The sequence below is a fragment of the Mycobacterium sp. genome (genome assembly GCF_035623875.1).
In the GTDB taxonomy this organism is placed as follows: Bacteria; Actinomycetota; Actinomycetes; order Mycobacteriales; family Mycobacteriaceae; genus Mycobacterium.
Window position 1 is genome coordinate 1 of sequence record NZ_DASPSP010000136.1, and the last position, 17080, is coordinate 17080.

General features: G+C 64.4%; 12 protein-coding genes and 1 tRNA gene. 4 read left to right on the forward strand and 9 right to left on the reverse strand.

Features of this window, described 5'->3' with window-relative positions; all coding sequences use genetic code 11:
- The coding region (locus VEI45_RS11035; RefSeq protein ID WP_324853036.1) for a nitroreductase/quinone reductase family protein at window positions 1-196 on the reverse strand (196 nt) is incomplete at its 3' end.
- Window positions 197-1021: 825 nt separating this feature from the next.
- Between VEI45_RS11035 and VEI45_RS11040 the strand changes: the two genes are divergently transcribed.
- Window positions 1022-1102 (forward strand) — tRNA-Lys (locus VEI45_RS11040).
- Window positions 1103-1157: 55 nt separating this feature from the next.
- Here the strand turns inward: VEI45_RS11040 and VEI45_RS11045 are convergent.
- Window positions 1158-1559, reverse strand: a complete 402-nt coding sequence (locus VEI45_RS11045; protein ID WP_324853038.1) for a hypothetical protein — start codon at window positions 1557-1559, stop codon at window positions 1158-1160.
- A gap of 113 nt (window positions 1560-1672) precedes the next feature.
- Window positions 1673-3016, reverse strand: coding sequence for an adenylate/guanylate cyclase domain-containing protein (locus VEI45_RS11050; protein ID WP_324853040.1), 1344 nt, complete (start codon window positions 3014-3016; stop codon window positions 1673-1675).
- A 690-nt stretch (window positions 3017-3706) separates the two neighbouring features.
- On the opposite strand from VEI45_RS11050, the gene VEI45_RS11055 reads away from it, so the two are divergent.
- Entirely contained in the window at window positions 3707-5956 is a 2250-nt protein-coding gene (locus VEI45_RS11055) for an MMPL family transporter (RefSeq protein ID WP_324853041.1), read from the forward strand.
- A gap of 49 nt (window positions 5957-6005) precedes the next feature.
- Here the strand turns inward: VEI45_RS11055 and VEI45_RS11060 are convergent, their stop codons facing one another.
- The 6 genes from VEI45_RS11060 to VEI45_RS11085 form a co-directional block, all read right to left on the reverse strand.
- Window positions 6006-7721, reverse strand: coding sequence for a fatty acyl-AMP ligase (locus VEI45_RS11060; RefSeq protein ID WP_324853043.1), 1716 nt, complete (start codon window positions 7719-7721; stop codon window positions 6006-6008).
- A gap of 175 nt (window positions 7722-7896) precedes the next feature.
- A complete protein-coding gene (locus VEI45_RS11065) occupies window positions 7897-10836 on the reverse strand; it encodes a type I polyketide synthase (protein WP_324853045.1) in 2940 nt (979 codons plus the stop codon).
- Entirely contained in the window at window positions 10833-11093 is a 261-nt protein-coding gene (locus VEI45_RS11070) for an acyl carrier protein (RefSeq protein ID WP_324853046.1), read from the reverse strand. Before VEI45_RS11070 ends, VEI45_RS11065 begins: the two co-directional genes overlap by 4 nt.
- 107 nt (window positions 11094-11200) lie before the next feature.
- Window positions 11201-12145 carry a hypothetical protein gene (locus VEI45_RS11075; RefSeq protein WP_324853048.1) on the reverse strand — a complete coding sequence of 315 codons (945 nt, stop codon included), beginning with the start codon at window positions 12143-12145 and terminating at the stop codon, window positions 11201-11203.
- On the reverse strand, window positions 12142-13293 hold the full coding sequence (locus VEI45_RS11080; RefSeq protein ID WP_324853050.1) for a 3-oxoacyl-ACP synthase: 1152 nt from the start codon (window positions 13291-13293) through the stop codon (window positions 12142-12144). The genes VEI45_RS11075 and VEI45_RS11080 overlap by 4 nt, the downstream gene beginning before the upstream one ends.
- A gap of 27 nt (window positions 13294-13320) precedes the next feature.
- Complete coding sequence (locus VEI45_RS11085) at window positions 13321-13590, reverse strand: acyl carrier protein (protein ID WP_324853052.1); 270 nt, start codon at window positions 13588-13590, stop codon at window positions 13321-13323.
- 334 nt (window positions 13591-13924) lie between these two features.
- On the opposite strand from VEI45_RS11085, the gene VEI45_RS11090 reads away from it, so the two are divergent.
- Both VEI45_RS11090 and VEI45_RS11095 read left to right on the forward strand, forming a co-directional pair.
- Window positions 13925-15052 (forward strand): methyltransferase, encoded by a 1128-nt coding sequence (locus VEI45_RS11090; RefSeq protein ID WP_324853054.1) that lies wholly within the window; start codon window positions 13925-13927, stop codon window positions 15050-15052.
- Between the two features lie 169 nt (window positions 15053-15221).
- Window positions 15222-17039 (forward strand): FAD-dependent oxidoreductase, encoded by a 1818-nt coding sequence (locus VEI45_RS11095; protein ID WP_324853056.1) that lies wholly within the window; start codon window positions 15222-15224, stop codon window positions 17037-17039.
- Window positions 17040-17080 lie beyond the last annotated feature (41 nt).

Below are 17080 nucleotides of genomic sequence, written 5' to 3' on the forward strand. Positions count from 1 at the left end.
ACCACGCGGGGTGAGTGGCCTGTCCGAAGTTGCTTCCGACCAGGAAGAGGCGATCGCCTTCTCGCATGTAAGTCAGTGGTATCTCGCGTCGCTCACCCGACTTTCTGCCGGTGGTGGTCAGCAGCAGCAGCGGAGCTCCGATCGGGCCGAGAATTGTGAAACGACCGTTGCTTCGGCGCAGAAGTTGGCCGTCCACCGGGGCGAGTTTGCGAAAACACCAGGAACCAAACTTCGAGCCAAGAAAGGCGAGTACCGGTCTCTTGAGTGCCGCGGGTGGTTCATGACCCCACCGCACATCTGGGAAAGCATTATCGTTCACGCGCAACACTATTCACTCCGACAGGAGACAAAGTGCGCTTTTCACGGGAAGAACCCGCCAGACTCTAGAACAGTATCGGTGCGATCTTTGTCATGGCGCTAGCGGACCGCCGTGCTGCGGATGGCGGCCAGCGGTGATGGTCATGGCCGCGCCGGGGTAAATTCTGCTATTTCCTCATCCACGCGGTGGCCGGGCACAGTGCACGGACGCCCGTCCGGGCGGGTACGGTAACTCAAGCACCGAGCGAGAGTTCCCACCGGACAAGGTCTATCGCCGCGATCACCGCAGGGTCGTCGGGGTCGAGTCCCTCGGCCCGTAGGGCTTGGCGTCTTCGTCGTCCACACCATGTGTGGACAAGCGGCCCGGTCGTGCGGTTCCCGCTTTAGTGACGCCGATTTGGGTTCGTAGACCATCCTCCGCAGCGGCGCGGGCAGTGCCCAAAAATCTACTCGCGGTCACCGACAGGCCAACCGCGTCGACCGCGACGCATTACGAGCACCCGATGTTGTGCTAGTTGGTCGGGGCGCCGCACGTCGCGCCAAAGGGGAACGTGCGCAGAGCTTCCGCAGTACTCGCTCGGTGTCACGACGTTGTCACAACTCGTCGTTAACTCCCCGGCGGACGGCAGCGGACAGCGGCGGACAGCTAGGGATGGTTTTTGCAGGTCAGGTATCGGACCTGACCACCCCGGCGGGCACCTCTGCGGACGCCTGCGGACGCCCAAAAACGTAGCTGATCTGACTCTTAATCAGCGGGTCCGGGGTTCGAAACCCTGACGGCGCACTTCAAAGCCCATTTTTGATTGAGAACCGGCTCCGAGGGGCCGTTTATGCGCCGCTTATTGCATCGTCAAGAAGGTCGGCTTCCCCAACCCGCACCCCGCCGAGCTTCGCCCGCAGCTTGCCGGCCACGACGCGGTATGTCGCTTGGTGGCTGGGGCGCGTCCGTCCTCTGCCAGTCGAGCAAGGTGGGCCTCCACCAACACCATCACGGGCGTATCGGCGCCGATCTGGTCCGGTGCGCCCGATGGTGGACGCCGCTGCGTCAGCGCCTCCATGAACGCATCCTCGGCGAGCTTGCCGTGTCGGTCGTAATCGTCCGGAGGGCCGACTCGCCGCACCCGTCGGGTCACGCCGTCCGAGTCGCGGACGCGGCACTGGGCTTCCCACACCCCATCGCCGAGGTACTTGCGGCTGATCTTGCCGTGCTGGCCGATCCGCAGCGGCGGTCTGCCCGCCACGGCTACCGCTCCCCGCCCAGGTCGGCGACCCAAGCCAAGTTGATGGCGACGCTGAACATAATCAGGCTGCCTGCCCAAGCGATTCGCGTGTGTTTGTTCGCGGCCGTTCTGCGCTACACGCTCTCCACGGCGAAAAGCCGCCACTCCTCTGGCACGCCCTTAAGCACGTGGGTACCACGTTCGACAAAGCGGATGCCAGACCCGGCCACAAGGTCTCGGACCGTGCTCGACACGAGGACTTCGCCCGGAGGCGCCAAGGCGCCGACCCGAGCAGCGACGTGCACGGCTATTCCAGCCAGATCGTTGCCCCGAACCTCGCACTCCCCGGTGTGCACTCCTGCCCTGACTTCGAGGTCCAACGATGGAACCTCAGCGGTGATGGTTCTTGCGCATCGGACTGCCCGTGCCGGTCCATCAAAGCTGGCGACGAATCCGTCACCTAGCGTGTTGATCTCTCGACCCCCGAAGTGTGCGAGCTGGCGGCGGACAAGCTCATCGTGGCGGTCGAGGAGGTCACCCCACCGGCGATCACCCAGGGCCGACGCCCGCTGAGTGGAACCGACGATATCTGTGAAGAGAATCGTCGAGAGCACTCGGTCGGGCTCTCGGGTGTGCCGGGCGCCGACCAGGAATTCTTCGATTTCGTCGGCGATCCCGTCCGCATCCCCGAAACAGAACAGATGGTCCGATCCGGGGAGCACTCTGAGCTTGGCACCAGGGATGTGCTCGGCCAGATATCGCCCATGGCATACCGGGAAGAGGAGATCGTCGTCTCGATGTACCACCAGAGTGGGCGCGTGGATTGTGGGCAGTACAGAGCGAATGTCGATATCGAAATTCATACTCGTGGCATCCGCAAACTGACCGGGGCTCGCCGCCAGCCGTTCGTAGTGCGCCCACCCCTCCTGGAGCCGGGGATCGCTCGCGGCTCCTGGCGCAAGAATCTTAAACAGGCGGCCACCTGGTCGTCCCCACCCCTCAACGGCCGACGCCACCACCTGCTCGGCGAAGGCTCGCTCGAACCCGCAGTCATAATCGGGCGCTCGGCAGACCCGAGCACCCGTGCCGTACAACACGAGGGCGGAGGTCCGTTCTGGGTAGACGGCCGCAAAGAGCATTGCCATCGCACCCCCCTCGGAGATGCCCATCAGGACGGCATGTTCCGAACCAACTGCATCGAGCACGGCTCGCATGTCATCCATGCGTTCTTCGAGAGTTGCAGCTCGGCTGACGGGGTCTGACAAGCCGCTTCCGCGCTTGTCGAACCGGATGAGGCGGCTGAATGAGGCGAGGCGACGGAAGAACTGAGCGTGTGCTGCCAATTCCCAAGCGGCTTCGACATGACTGATTAGCCCGACGTTAAACAGGAGATCGATCGGGCCTTCACCGGTGACCTGGTAGGCGATGTGCAGGCCGTCGAAGGTCTTCGTATACCGGGTTTCGGGGACGTTTGCCACATGTAAAGGCTACGAGGCATCAGGTTCCCTGGCGAGATCGGCGCCGTCCACAGCCGACCACGAAAGTGCGCTTCCACCCTGCTGCAGCAGCGGTCTATTGACCACTACGGGATCGACCGCCCGCTGCCTACGTTCGCACCGTTCACCCCATCGGAGCAGGTGGAGTGAGTTTCCCTGAGCCGGGTTACTAGTGCCAGGTGACGTTTATGCGCCGCAAATGACAACAATCGACCGGAATCGACCGGCTGCGACAGGAAGTAATGAGTTAGGCGAAACATTGCCGCCCAACGGAATAGGGCACACAACCGGACACACCGGGAGGCAACGAAAACCGCCCGCTCTTAATCAGCGGGTCCGGGGTTCTAAACCCTGACGGCGCACTTCACAAGTAGGGCCGGCAGTCCGCGCTGATCAACCGGCCGCAGCAGGCCCGCTGTCTTCGGGTGATGCCTGACGGTGTTCGGCTGGTGGTTGACAGTTACTTCGGCTGATCCTTGACACTCCTTCGAATGAGGGAGTTGAGCGTGGCTGAGCAGAGGTATCAGACCGTGCTGGCGCTGTCCGGCGCGACGGCCAGTATGTAGCAAACCCACCGGCGTTGGACTGATCGTCTCCGGCTGACCGCTCCCGCAGTAGTGCGGTGGCGCATAGACTGCAGCAGCCACGGAGAAAGACCGATGGGGGCGTGACGTGCTGCAGGGAGTCACTCGAATCGCCATCCGGGTACCCCGGCGCATTATCGCTGTGGCGTTCCTCGTCTTGGTCGGCACCGCAATCGTCGGTATCCCGGTAACCGAGAGTCTCTCGGGCGGCGGCATGCGGGATCCGACATCTGAGTCGTCGCAGGCCGCAAAACTGCTGTCAGACAAGTTCGATCAGGGCGACATGACGATGGTCGTCAGCGTCACATCGAACGAAGGCGCCGAGAGCAGCGCGGCCCGAACGCTGGGCACCGACATCGTGCGGCAGCTACAGAACTCCCCGCATGTCGGCGAGCTGACGTCCGCATGGACCGCCCACACCGCCGCGCTTATCAGTGAGGACGGCAAGACGGGGCTGATCACGGCCGGCATCTCCGGCAACGATAACGAGGCGCCGAAGTACGCCAGACAACTGGCTGACGAACTCGTGCATGACCGCGACGGCGTCACGGTGCGTGTCGGCGGCGAGCCCACGATCTATTGGCAGACCACCGACCAGACGCGGAAGGATCTGGTGCTCATCGAATCGCTCACGCTGCCACTGAGTTTCTTGGTGCTGATCTGGGTGTTCGGCGGTCTCGTCGCGGCCGCGCTGCCGATGGCAGTCGGTGTCTTCGCGATCCTCGGGACGATGGCGATGCTGCGCCTGGTCTCGCTGTTGACGAACGTTTCGATCTTTGCGTTGAACCTGACCGTCGCGCTGGGCGTGGCACTCGCGATCGACTACACCCTGTTGATCCTCAGCCGTTATCGCGACGAGATGGCCACAGGCGCCAACCCATTCGCCGCGCTGGAGCGCACCATGACGACCGCGGGACGCACTGTGCTGTTTTCGGCGATGACGGTCGCGTCGTCGATGCTGGCGATGGTCCTGTTCCCGCAATACTTCCTAAAGTCTTTCGCGTACGCAGGCGTGGCCGTGGTCACTTTGGCGGCCACCGCTTCGATCGTGGTGACCCCCGCCGCGATCACGCTGCTCGGCGATCGTCTCGACTTGCTGGACATAAGTAGGCTGTTGCGCCGGATGCTAGGTCGCCCGGACCCGTCACCCAAGCCAGTCGAGCAGACGTTCTGGTATCGCTTGACGACGTTTGTCATGCATCACGCGGTACTGATCGGAGCCGCAATCATCGTCGTGCTGCTGGTGCTTGGAGCGCCGTTCCTCGGAGTCAAGTGGGGCTTTCCCGACGACCGGATGCTGCCCTCCTCGACATCCGCGCGCCAGCTCGGCGATGAGCTGCGCAACGACTTTGCCGTCAACCCGCTGACCAACATCACCGTGGTGATGCCCGATGCGGACGGGGTCAGCACTGATGACTTCAGCCGCTACGCGTCGGCGCTGTCGAAAGTGTCTGACGTGTCGTCGGTGGCCTCACCCGGCGGTAGCTTCGTCGACGGCCGCCTCGCCGGTCCGCCGACGGCACCAACCGGCGTCAAGGACGGTAGCGCTTTCTTAAACGTAACCAGCATCACGCCGCTGTTCTCGGACGAGTCGGCGCGTCAGCTGGACGGGCTGCATACCATCGCTACCCCGGCGAACAAAACCGTGCAGCTGGGAGGCGTCGCACAGGGCAATCATGACAGCGTGCATGCGATCACCAGTCGCCTACGCCTGGTGCTCGGGATCATCGCTGGCATCACGCTGGTCCTGTTGTTCCTGTTGACCGCCAGCGTGGTGTTGCCGGTGAAGGCCGTCTTGCTCAATATCTTGTCGCTGACCGCCGCGTTCGGTGCGCTGGTATGGGTCTTCCAAGACGGGCATCTCGGCGCGCTCGGTTCAACAGTCACGGGCACGCTGGATGTGAACCTGCCAGTGTTGTTGTTCTGCATCGCATTTGGACTATCTATGGATTACGAAGTCTTTCTGATCTCGCGGATCCGCGAGTACTGGCTCCAATCGGATCACACACCGGCCGCCAATAGTGAGAGCGTTGCGCTCGGCGTCGCGCGCACCGGCCGGGTGGTCACCGCGGCTGCGCTGGTGATGTCGATCTCGTTCGCCGCGTTGATGGCAGCGCAGGTGTCGTTCGTGCGGATGGTCGGCCTCGGGCTCACGCTGGCGGTGCTGATGGACGCGACCCTGGTTCGGATGTTGCTCGTGCCTGCCTTCATGCGGGTGGTTGGCCGGCTGAATTGGTGGGCGCCCAAACCGCTTACCCGGCTGCACGAATGGATCGGCCTCGGCGATACCGCAAGACACGGCGCACCCGATACTTCGCCGCCTCTTGAGCGCGCCTAGCGGTGAACCCTGCATCGCGGCCAGTGTCTGCCCGACCCAGCGCAGCGCATCAGCCTGGTTTACCGGAGGCCGCGGGCTCGGCTTCAGTTAGTGAGGCTGGGCTCGTGGTGTCTGCGCCGAGTGTTCCTTGGGACAACAGTTTTCGAGCGCTGTTGCGGCGAAGTTTGCCCGAACCTGTCTTCGGTAAGGTTCCGGCGGGGAACAACCGTACCTCCCGCGGTGCATGCCCAACTTGGTGGTTCACCCTGGCTGTGATCTCCCGGCTGATACGCAGGCGAGCGTCCTCCTCATCTACGTTATGCACTTCGGCGAGCACCGCGAAGCCCTCTCGCGCGGCGTCGACACGCAGCGCGATCACGCAGCCCTTGCGCACACCGTCGACGGTCTCGGCGGCACGCTCGATGTCGTGGGGATACAGATTCGTCCCGGCCAGCACGATGAGATCCTTTGTGCGGCCGCACACGTAGATCCGCCCCTCCTCGTCGAGGTAACCCAGGTCCCCGCTGTCGACCCAGCCGTCCTGGCGGGCGAGTGGAATGACCCCGTCCGGCGTGAGATAACTGCTGGCGACAGCAGGACCACGAAGTTCGATGGCGCCGATTTCTCTAGGCCCCTGCGCCGTTCCATCCCGGGCGACGCGCACGTCCATGCCCTTGACCGGGAATCCCACGCACACGACGTGCTGCACGTTCTCCGAGTCATCCGGAACCAGCTGAGCGCGGTGTGCCTCCGCCATAGCCTGCCGGGAGACCGAGTCGACGATCGCTTGGTCGTGCGGTGCCCCCATGGACACCATCAGGGTGGCCTCGGCAAGCCCATAGGCGACCGTCGGTGCGCTGGGTCTCAGGCCAAAGCGGGCGCCGACGGTGGCGAAGTTCACCAGATCGCGATGATCGATGGGTTCGGCCCCATTCACCGCGAGCCGCAGCGATGAGAGGTCGATATCGGTGGGGTCGGCCCGTTGCAGGACGCGGGCCAGCACCGCGTACGCGAAGTTGGGGCCCGAGGTAATGGATGCGCGGTGCCTGCTGATCAACTCGGCCCATGTGAGTGGTCGCCGCAGGAACTGGTCCGCCGTGACTACGACGGTTTCCACACCCACCTGCATGGGGAACTGCACGAAACCGATCATGCCCATGTCGTGTGAGAGCGGCAGCCAGCTGGCCATCACATCCTTGTCGATTTCAATGTCCACCGCATGGCAAATTGCGACGGTGTTCGCGGCGAGGTTAGCGTGACTGATTTCGACGGCCTTGGGTACGCCCGTTGACCCGGACGTCAGCTGGCGCATCGCGATATCCGCCTCGTCGGCCTCGTCCGCGTCGTCGGGCTCGATCGGCTTGGCGCCGCGTAGCGACTCGACCGTGCAGACGGCCAGGTTGTGGGCCAGCAAATGATCCCCCGCCATTAAAAAAGGTTCCCCGACGACGACCAGGTCTGCATGGATCATCAGGATCGCCCGCACGGTATCGCCTAGCCAGACAGCGAGGTCGATGCGTGGTGTCGGTTGCTGAAGCATCGTCACCGCGGCGCCGCGCAGCCAGATCGCCTGTACGAGCGGTGCGACATCCGCCGCGTCGGTGGCCAGCACCGCGACCGAGCCGTGGCGGCCAACTCCCTTGGCGGCCAGGCTGCCAGCCATCCGCTTCGCCTGGTCGTGGACTTCGCTCCAGCTCAACCGTATGGGATCCGCAACGGTGCCGGCGGTCAAGCCGTGCGGTGACGATGCCGCAGACGCAAGCATTTCGCGGGTGAAGATGCTCATAGGATCAGCTCCTGCGCCACTGGTAAGTGTGGGGCGCGATTGGATGCGACGAAAACCGGCTCCATTCCGCACGAAATACGTTGTTGAGCAGGCAAATACGCCAGCCAGGCGGCCATGGCGCGGCCGAGCTGGGCGTGGGGTCCGGCGGGGTGGAAGCACACCAATTCGATGGGTGTCATCCGCTCACGCCGGCCCTATTGAACCACCGCACCACGAAGTCGACGAGATCGCCGACGCTTCGAATCTTCGGCAGCACCTCGGCGACGCTGATGTGCTCAAGTTGGGGATATTCCGAGCGCAGCCCATCGATGAGGCGAAGTTGCAGCAGCGAGTCGTAGCCCAGGTCTTCGGCGAGCCGGCTGGACCGGCCAAGCTCAGCGACCTGATAGCCGCCGACATTGGCGATCACCGCTAGTACCGCCCCCTCTATCTCGGCCGGGACGCACGCACGCTGCTCTCGCTCGGCGACGGGCGTGACGATCGGGGGCTGGGCCGTTGGCGGCACGGCGGCGACCCCGCCGTCGAACCAGAACCGACTGGAAGTGTCGAAGACGTATGGCGGAATCCGCTGCAGCGGGTCAGCAGGCCTGCCGTATAACGGCGATAGGTCGGGCGAGTACCCATCACGCAGCATCGACGCAGCCACGGCCATCAGCTCCGCTCCGTCTGAACACGGTCCGCCGCATAATGGCAACGACCGAATCTGCGACGACAGTCCGCACTGCATGGCAAGGGCGAGCAGCGTGGAACGCGGACCGGCCTCGACGAGATAGTCGGCACTTGCAGCACTCCCGGCAGCCTGAACTGCGTCGAAAAACCGCACCGGTGAACAGATCTGGTTGGCCCAGTAGTCGCTGTCCATATCGTGGCCCTCAACTTCTCTGCCGAGCACGGTAGAGAAGAGCGGGAATTCCGAGGGACCTGGCGCGAGCCCCGACAGCTCGCGCCGGAATTCCGCCACGATGGGCTCCATCAGCGGCGAGTGAAAGGCATGGGACACCCTCAGGTTCACTGCTCTTCCACCCTTTTCGGAAACCGCGGCCTGGGCCCGCGCCACCGCATCGGCGGCACCGGAGATGGCCACCGAGCGTGGCCCATTGACGGCTGCGATCGCGCACTCGGGCTCGTCTGCGACTAGTGCCTCGGCCTGCTCGACACCGAGGTCGACCACGATCATCGCGCCGCCGGGGGGCAAGGAGCCGATCAGACGTCCTCTGATTGCGATGAGCCGTGCCGCATCGTCGAGGGACAACACGCCGGCGAGGCAGGCGACGGCGAGCTCGCCGACGCTGTGGCCGATGCCGAAGGCTGGACGGATCCCGCTCTGCAGCAATGTCGTTCCCAGCGCGTAGGAGACCGCGAACAACGCCGGCTGCGCGAGGCTGGTGTGATCGAGGCCGGGTGCGTCGCCGAATATCACCGAACGAAGGTCCGATGACATGTGCTGGTCGAGGGCGGCCGTCACGGCATCCAGATGTTCCCGGTACCTGGGATTGGCGTCGTAGAGCGGCCGCGTCATGCCCGGGTACTGGGTGCCCTGCCCAGAGCACAACAGCCCCACGGCGGCGGGGACCTTGCGCATCGGGGCGGACGACGCCAGATCGGGACGCGCGCCGGCGAGAAACTCCCGCAGCCCATCGACCAGTGTTCCGCGGTTACCTTCCAGCACGAAGCGACACCGATGCGATCGCTTCACGATGTTGGTGGCGCGACACCAGGAGGCCAGCCGTTGATCGTCGACAGTCTGCAGCGCGGTGGCGATCGAAGCGATGTTGCGCCGCAGCGCCTGCTCAGAGGGCGCCGACACGGTCAGGACTCCCGTCGCACCCGGATGGGGCGCCGCTGCGGCCGGCGCCGACTCCAGCACCGCGTGCGCGTTACTGCCGCCCAGTCCGAATGAGCTCACCGCGCCCACTGCACCGTTCGCTGGCAATTCCTCCGGACCGTCGGCCAGGCGCAGCCCATGCGCCTCCAGCCGCAACCGCGGATTGGCCCTGTCGCCGAACACCGTCGGCGGCAGCATGCGATGGTGCAGCGCCAGGCAGGCCTTGATGAACGACGCGATCCCTGCGCTGCCCTCGGTGTGCCCGATGTTTCCCTTGACCGAACCCAGCAGGCATGGCTCGCTGCCGCGCGTCTGGTGGATATCGCCCAGCGCGTTGGCCTCAATCATGTCGCCGAGAACGGTGCCGGTGCCATGTGCTTCGACGAAGTCGATCTGTCCGGCCTCAAGTTCTGCGAGATCGAGCGCGCGGCGCATCAGCTGCACCTGGGATCGACGATTCGGGGCGGTGATCCCGTTGCTGCGGCCATCGTGGTTGGCAACCGAACTCCTCACGACGGCGTAGATCGGCTGGCCGTCGGCAACGGCGTCGTCCAGTCGGCGCAGCACTACCGCGGCCACGCCCTCACCCCGGCCGATGCCGTCTGCGCACTGCCCGAACGGTTTGCAGCGACCATCCGGCGCGGACAGCCCGGCCTGGGTGTAGAAGATCGAAAGCGCAGGCGTCAGAAGCAGATTCGCACCCGCGGCGATGACAGTGTCGGTTTCCCCGGAGCCCAGCGCGGCACAGCCTTGGTGCACGGCCATCAATGATGACGAGCACGCGGAATCAATCGCCATGCTCGGTCCGGTGAGGTTCAGGTGGTATGAGATGCGGTTGGCCGTCATGAAGTAGCCGCTGCCTGTACCACGAAATACGGTGAGCCCGGCGAAGTCGAGAATCTGACGGAGGCCCCACTCGCTGGACATCATTCCGACGAAGACCCCGGCTGGCGTGCCGGCCAGCGACCGGGGATCAATTCCGGCATCTTCCAGTGCGCGCCACGATGCCTGAAGTAGCAGTCGCTGCTGCGGGTCGAGCGCCGCCGCCTCGATCGGCGCGATGCCGAAAAAGTCGTTGTCAAATGCGTCCACGTCGTCGATGAAATGGGCGCGTCGGGTGTTCATCGATCCGGCGACACCGTCGGGGTGATGGAAGGTGTCGATATCCCAACGCTGCGAGGGCACTTCCGTGTCGGTGACGACGCCGTCCATGAGTAGTCGCCAGAACGCCTCCTTGTCGGGCGCGCCCGGGAAGCGGCAGTCGATACCGACCACGGCGATCGGTATCACGGCGCCGCTCGCTCGCCGACCAGATACGCCGCGATGGCATCGATGGTCGCGTAGTCCCAGACGATGGTGGTGTCGACGGCGAATCCCTTCTCGCACTGCAGGTCCGCGCACAGCGCCAGACCGGAGACGGAGTCGATCCCACAATCGGCCAACGGCGTATCGATGCCGATCGCGTCGGGCGCAACGTTGACATATCCGGCGACCTTTGTGGTCAGCCAGTCGACAAGTTCCTGATACTCCGAAGCGTCAGCGGACATCGCCGATGGAAAGCTGCGGTTCGCTGGCACCGCAGCCCAGCTTGCGGATCGGGCCGGCCCGCACGAACGACGAGAACCTGACGGCGACGGGTCTGCGGGGCGGGCCATCACGGGGTCGCCGCCTCGTAGACAGCTGCCCCGCCAATCGAAATCCGCCGCCGTACGAAACCAGCCACCATCGCGTCGAACCGCGTGCCGCCGGCGAGTGCCGCGCATCCGATCAGCGGCAGACCTAACACGATGGCGACCGCCAAGCCGAGCACGAATGTTGCCAAGCTCGCGCCATGCGCTATCGAGCCGAATCGCTGAGCCGACCTGACTGTTGCGCCCCACCTCCGAAACACCGTCCCGGCGAGGAGATCTGCCGCAGCCAGTGTGGGCACGATGGGCGCCGCGTCTTGCGGGCACCGCCTCGATTCGCCGATGCATCGCCCGACATCGACGAGCCGAGCCAGTTCCGCGTCGCTGATCCCGGCCCTCCCGAACCACAGGAAGGGTTCGCGATGGCCGGTCAGCAGCCAGCGCAGCGTGGTCACGAGTGTCGTCGCCTGCGGCCGTGTGTCGGTCGCGGCGATAACCCCGACGTGTCGAGCACCCGCGGATCGCAGCAGCGCGGACACTTCGATCGCCGCCGAGTACCACATGTTCCGGCAGGCAATCAGCGAGACGACCGACCGGTTGCGGACCGCCTGGGGATGCGCTTTCAGCAGTGACCGGATGGGCAGCGATGGCGCCAGGTACCACACCTGATAGGCCAGGATGACCAATTCCTCCGCGTCGGTACAGAAGCTGCCCGGCGGTTCGATGAGCTCCACGAGCGACTCGGGATCCACCGCCGCGGGGAACACCCCGAAGAATCGCCGGATCGGCCACGGAAACGGGAACTCGACGCGTGGTTGTACCTGCACCCAACGGATGTCCCACCCGCGGGCGACCAGAGGAGCGGTCAATGCATCGGCGACCTCGCGCAGCTGCCCGGTCTGCGAATACAGGTACACCACCGCGCGAGGGCGACGCTGCCCGACCGAGACGACGTCGGACGCCGTAGTCATGACTGGGGGTCCGAGACCGCAGCCGATGTCACCGCGGTCAGATGCATGAACGAGACCACGAACCGGCCCGATTCCGGGACCATGCACAACAGCGTGTCGCCGTCCCTAATCAGGCCCTCCGTCATCATCTCGTCGAGAATGACGAAGATGGCTGCGCTGCCGATGTTTCCGACTCTCGTAAGGTTGCTGTACCACGTCTCCGGACCACCCGTGGCGACGCCCCGCCGAGAGAACTCGCCCAACATCATGGCCTTCATTCGTTCGCTCGAGTAGTGGGCGGGAAACCAGGTCACTGTGTCCGGGTCGAACTTGCCCATGGCGAGTAGACGTTCGTACTCATCGATTCCAACGCGTACCAAGTGCGGCAGCAGGGAGAGCTTCTGCCGCAAAGCGAGCGCACCGTCGGCGGCGGCCGCCGCGATGGTCGGGTAGTCACCCCAGGTCTTCGCGCACGCGTTGTCGTTGCTGCCGAAAAACATGCACGCCTTCTCGGTGTTCGCAAACGACGTCAGCGAGATCCAGTCGATGCGAAGGCTGATCCCCGATGTCGCGGGCGCGCTCTCAACCACCGCGGCACCGGCCCCATCGGAGAGCATGTAGCGCAAAAACGCGGTCTCCATCGGCAGCGACCCGTCGTCGTCGATCGCCCCCATCTCCTCGCAGCGGGTGCTCTTGAAACCCCGTGATGCCAACTCGCTGGCCACGCAAATCGCATTGCGCTTCTCGCCGATCGCCACCTGAAGATAGGCGTTCTTCAACGCCATCATCCCGCAACTGCAGATACCATGCGCGGTCGCGATCTCGAGCGGACCGTAGCCCAACTCGCCATGCACCATGCTGGCATGCCCGGGACCCATCACATCCGGCATCGTCGTTGCCGCCGACAGCAGTTCGACGTCGTTGGGGCCCAGCCCGGCGCGTTCGGCGGCGTTGCGCACCGCGGCAGCCGCCATCGCCGCATTCGATACCACGGTTCGCTGACTCTTATCGATCGCGTAGTGGCGCGTCTTGATCCCGCAGTTCGCCAGAATAAGGTCCTTGAGATCGGAGGACGCGCGCCCCGCTTTTCCGATGTAGTCTTCGATTTCGTCGTTGGGCACCGGGTAGCCGGGAAGAAACGCGCCGGTGGCCGTGATGTATGCACTCATGCCGATGTGGCTCCGATGATCGAGTTGTCAACCAGATTGCTCAGCCGTAGGCCGCTTCGCTCGGTTCAAGAAGATGAAGTTCTTGAAATCGGAATATGTGCGGACACCCGCGATGCGCTCATCGTCGAGCGAGATGCCGTATTTGGTCTCGAGGATGTCGGCGATAGCAAGAACTCCAAGCGAATCCAGTCCCAGATCGGCAAGCGTGGATTCGTCGGTGATCTCATCGGCTTCGACGCCGTGGTGCGCCCGCAGGTACTCGACGATGTCGCGTTCGACGTCGTTTGCTATTGACATAACAGTCGCCATTATCCTGTCGCCCGACCTTTTGCTGGGCCACGCCGACCGGAGACACCGTTCGGCGGGCTGCGAAAGGAGGCGTTGAGCGCAGCTAGCCGGCTCAGCACATCGCGCAGTCGAGGTGTTTTTGTCATCACACAAATCTCCTCGTAGGTTGCACGAGTTTAGGGCGTCGTTAGTTCACCGGCCGACGCGGCCGCCGACCCGAGCAACGGGTCCGCGGTGCTTGTACACACGGTAACCTTGCTGCGGATCTCATCGACGTGCCCGTCGCACTGAACGAGGCCGATCTCACATTAAATGGCCACGTCCAGCCGGGAAGGACATAGCCATGGACGAGCAGATCGCCCCACTACCTTTTCCCACACCCCCGGTTTCGCTGGTGCGCGCACTGGAACGTATCCGTCACTATCTCTACCGCCTACATCAAAAACTCGTCCCGGCCCCGCAAGCCATGAGCGAACTGATCGTGGGTCACATGGTGTCGCAAGCCATCGCCGTGGCCGCCGAACTACGGCTGGCCGACGCCCTGGCCAACGGGCCACTGCCCCGCGACGAATTGGCTCGCCGGGTCGGCGCGAACCCCGCGGCGCTGGCGCGGCTGCTGCGGGCGTTGATCGGCCGCGGCATCTTCCGCGAGTTGCGCGACGGCCGTTACGCGCTGACTCCGCTGGCCGCCACATTGCGCTCGGATGCACCCCTCTCGGTGGCTGGCTTGGCGCGGTTTTACGGATCGGAAAAATACCGCGAACTCTGGTCTTTGCTGATCGACGCGGTGCGGACCGGACAGTCGGTCGTCCCGTCGATGTTGGGCACCGACGGCTTCTCCTATCTGGCTGAGGACCCCGATTTGGCCTCGCTGTTCAACAACGCCCATACGGCCATCGCCGGGATAGCCGCGGCTTCGGTGGTGGATGCCTACGACTTCGGGAGGTTTCCCGTCATCGTCGATGTCGGTGGCGGACACGGCCGACTGCTCGCAGCGATACTTGCTGCTACTCCGAGCGCCCGCGGCGTGGTCTATGACCTGCCCGACGTCGTCACCGGTGCGCCGGTAGTGCTCGACCGCGCCGGTGTGAGTAGCCGGGCGCGCGTCGAGGGCGGCTCGTTCTTCGACAGTGTGCCCACCGGCGGCGACGCGTACGTCCTTCAATTGGTCATCCACGATTGGGGCGATGAAGCTGCTCAGACTATCCTGCGCAACGTCGCGGCAGCGGCACACGATCAGGCCACGCTGTTGCTGGTGGAGATGGTGATTCCCCGACATCACCGCGAGTTCACCGGCAACTGGGTCGACCTGGAACTGCTGCTACTCACTGAAGGCCATGAACGCACCGCGGCGCAGCATCGTGAACTTCTGCGGCGCAGCGGCTTTCACCTAACGCGAATTGTCCAGACCGTCTCGCCGGTCTGCGTAATCGAGGCCTCACGAATCGAGCGGGATGCCCTGCAGTCTTGATCTTTCGCGTGTCTGGCGCGTGGGCTTGATGGCGGTGCGGGTGACACCCTCGCCGGGGCGGCACCTCGGCGACGACTCCGCTGACCCCTGCAAGCGGGGCTCTGGCGCCCGTCGGGGGTACGGCCGCCCGGATAAACGAGCGTTCCACTGCTGGACAAAGCGCTGAGCGATGACCGACGACCAGATTGTCATCGTGGGCGGCGGTTCGACCGGCTGCACCCTTGCCTTGCTCCTGGCCCGACGAGGCATATCCCCCATCGTCCTCGAGCGTCGCGAAGAACCCCTGGTCCATCCCGCCGCCCACGTCATTAACGCCCGCTCCCTTGAGATCTGGCATCAGGCGTCACCCGCCCTGGCGGAAGAAATTCTTGCACTCGCGGCACCTACCGAGAAGTTGGGAAGCATCCGCTGGTGCTGCGGATTGGCCGACGCGCCGCTGGGTGAGATAGATGTGGCAGCGGACCCTCAACTAGAGGAGCGGCTGCGATCCTACAGTCCGTTCCTCATATCCCACATCGGGCAGCATCTCCTCATGCCGGTCTTCTGGGCCGCACTGGAACGCGAACCACTAGTGGATTTTCGGCGCGGCACATCAGTCGAGCGGGTCTGCGAGACGTCCGGCCGCATGGTCGTCGACATCCGCCCTCGGCTAGGGCCGGTTGAGCGGCTAGGTGCCCGTTACGTGGTCGCAGCGGATGGGGCTGACAGCGCCGTCCGCGAGCGCGCCGGCATCGGGATGCCAGGCAAGGTCCTGACCCACATGGGCAGCGTCTTCTTCCATGCCCCCCGGCTGTTTGGTGCCGACACGCCCAGGCCACTGCTGACTTGGATATACCAGCCGCGGTTTTGTGGCGCGCTTATCTCGCATGCCGCCGATCACTACGTGCTGATGACGCCGTACCTCCACCGGGACCAAGCGGTTGCACGGGATGGCGACGCGTTCTGGAACCGAATGCTCCCCGAGGTGCTGGGAATGAGCCACGGTTTCACCGTCCGCTCCACCGGCACGTGGACTATGACCTCACAGATCGCAAGCCGCTTTCGGCGTGGGCAACTGCTACTCGCGGGTGACGCCGCTCACCGGTTCCCGCCCGCAGGAGGTTTCGGTCTCAACAGCGGCGTGCAGGATGCGCAGAACCTGGCCTGGAAAATCACGGCGATTATCAACGGACACGCAGACGACGCCTTGCTCGACACATATGATCCCGAGCGGCGACCAGTCGTTGAGCTGTTCGCGCAGCAAAGCGTCAAGAACTTTTTCCGCCTCGACGAGGTCACCGCTCCACTTGGTATCACCAACCGGGCAATCTGCAAGGCCACCGAGGCTGTCGCCCGTCCGCCGCTCTCTTGGCTGCCGGGACGGCTCTTGGGATTGGCCTGTGACCAAGCGACGCAGCTACAGACCAGGCGCACCAAGGTGCTGCTGGCCGGAGGCGCCCGCGCGCGGCGTCTCCGTGCACAGATTTCAGCCGCCATCCCAGGCCAACTCGAACACTTCGTGTTCCAGGGGCTTGAATTTGGCTACATATACCGGGGCCCACTGATAGCCCCCGGGTCAGATGACAGTCCGCTCGGGCAGTCCGACATCGTTACGTACCGCCCTACTACAAGGCCCGGGGCACGCCTGCCGCACGCCTCCGTACTTCACGAGGGTCGATCGGTACCGGTTCACGACATACTCTGCCCCGGCGGGCTCACCCTCCTCACCTCAAGTGCACCGCAATGGAGCGCTGCGCTGCGCACGCAGCGGCACTCGGCCGTACTCCCCATCGTGGTGACGTCCCTTGCCGCCGCGGACCCGCGCGATCAGGGTGAACTGCTGGCGCTATTCGAGGTCGGTCATCGAGGCGCCCTCTTGGTACGCCCTGATGGCCATGTCGCATGGCGAACCACCAAACCAGCCGCCGAGGGGAGTTCGGACCTCAACGGGTTCCTCGAGGAGCGATGGCTGCCCTATTGGCAGCAGACGCGACACCAACAAGTTTGACCTTATCTGCGTTGGGGACCCGCGAATCACGAGAAGCCCAG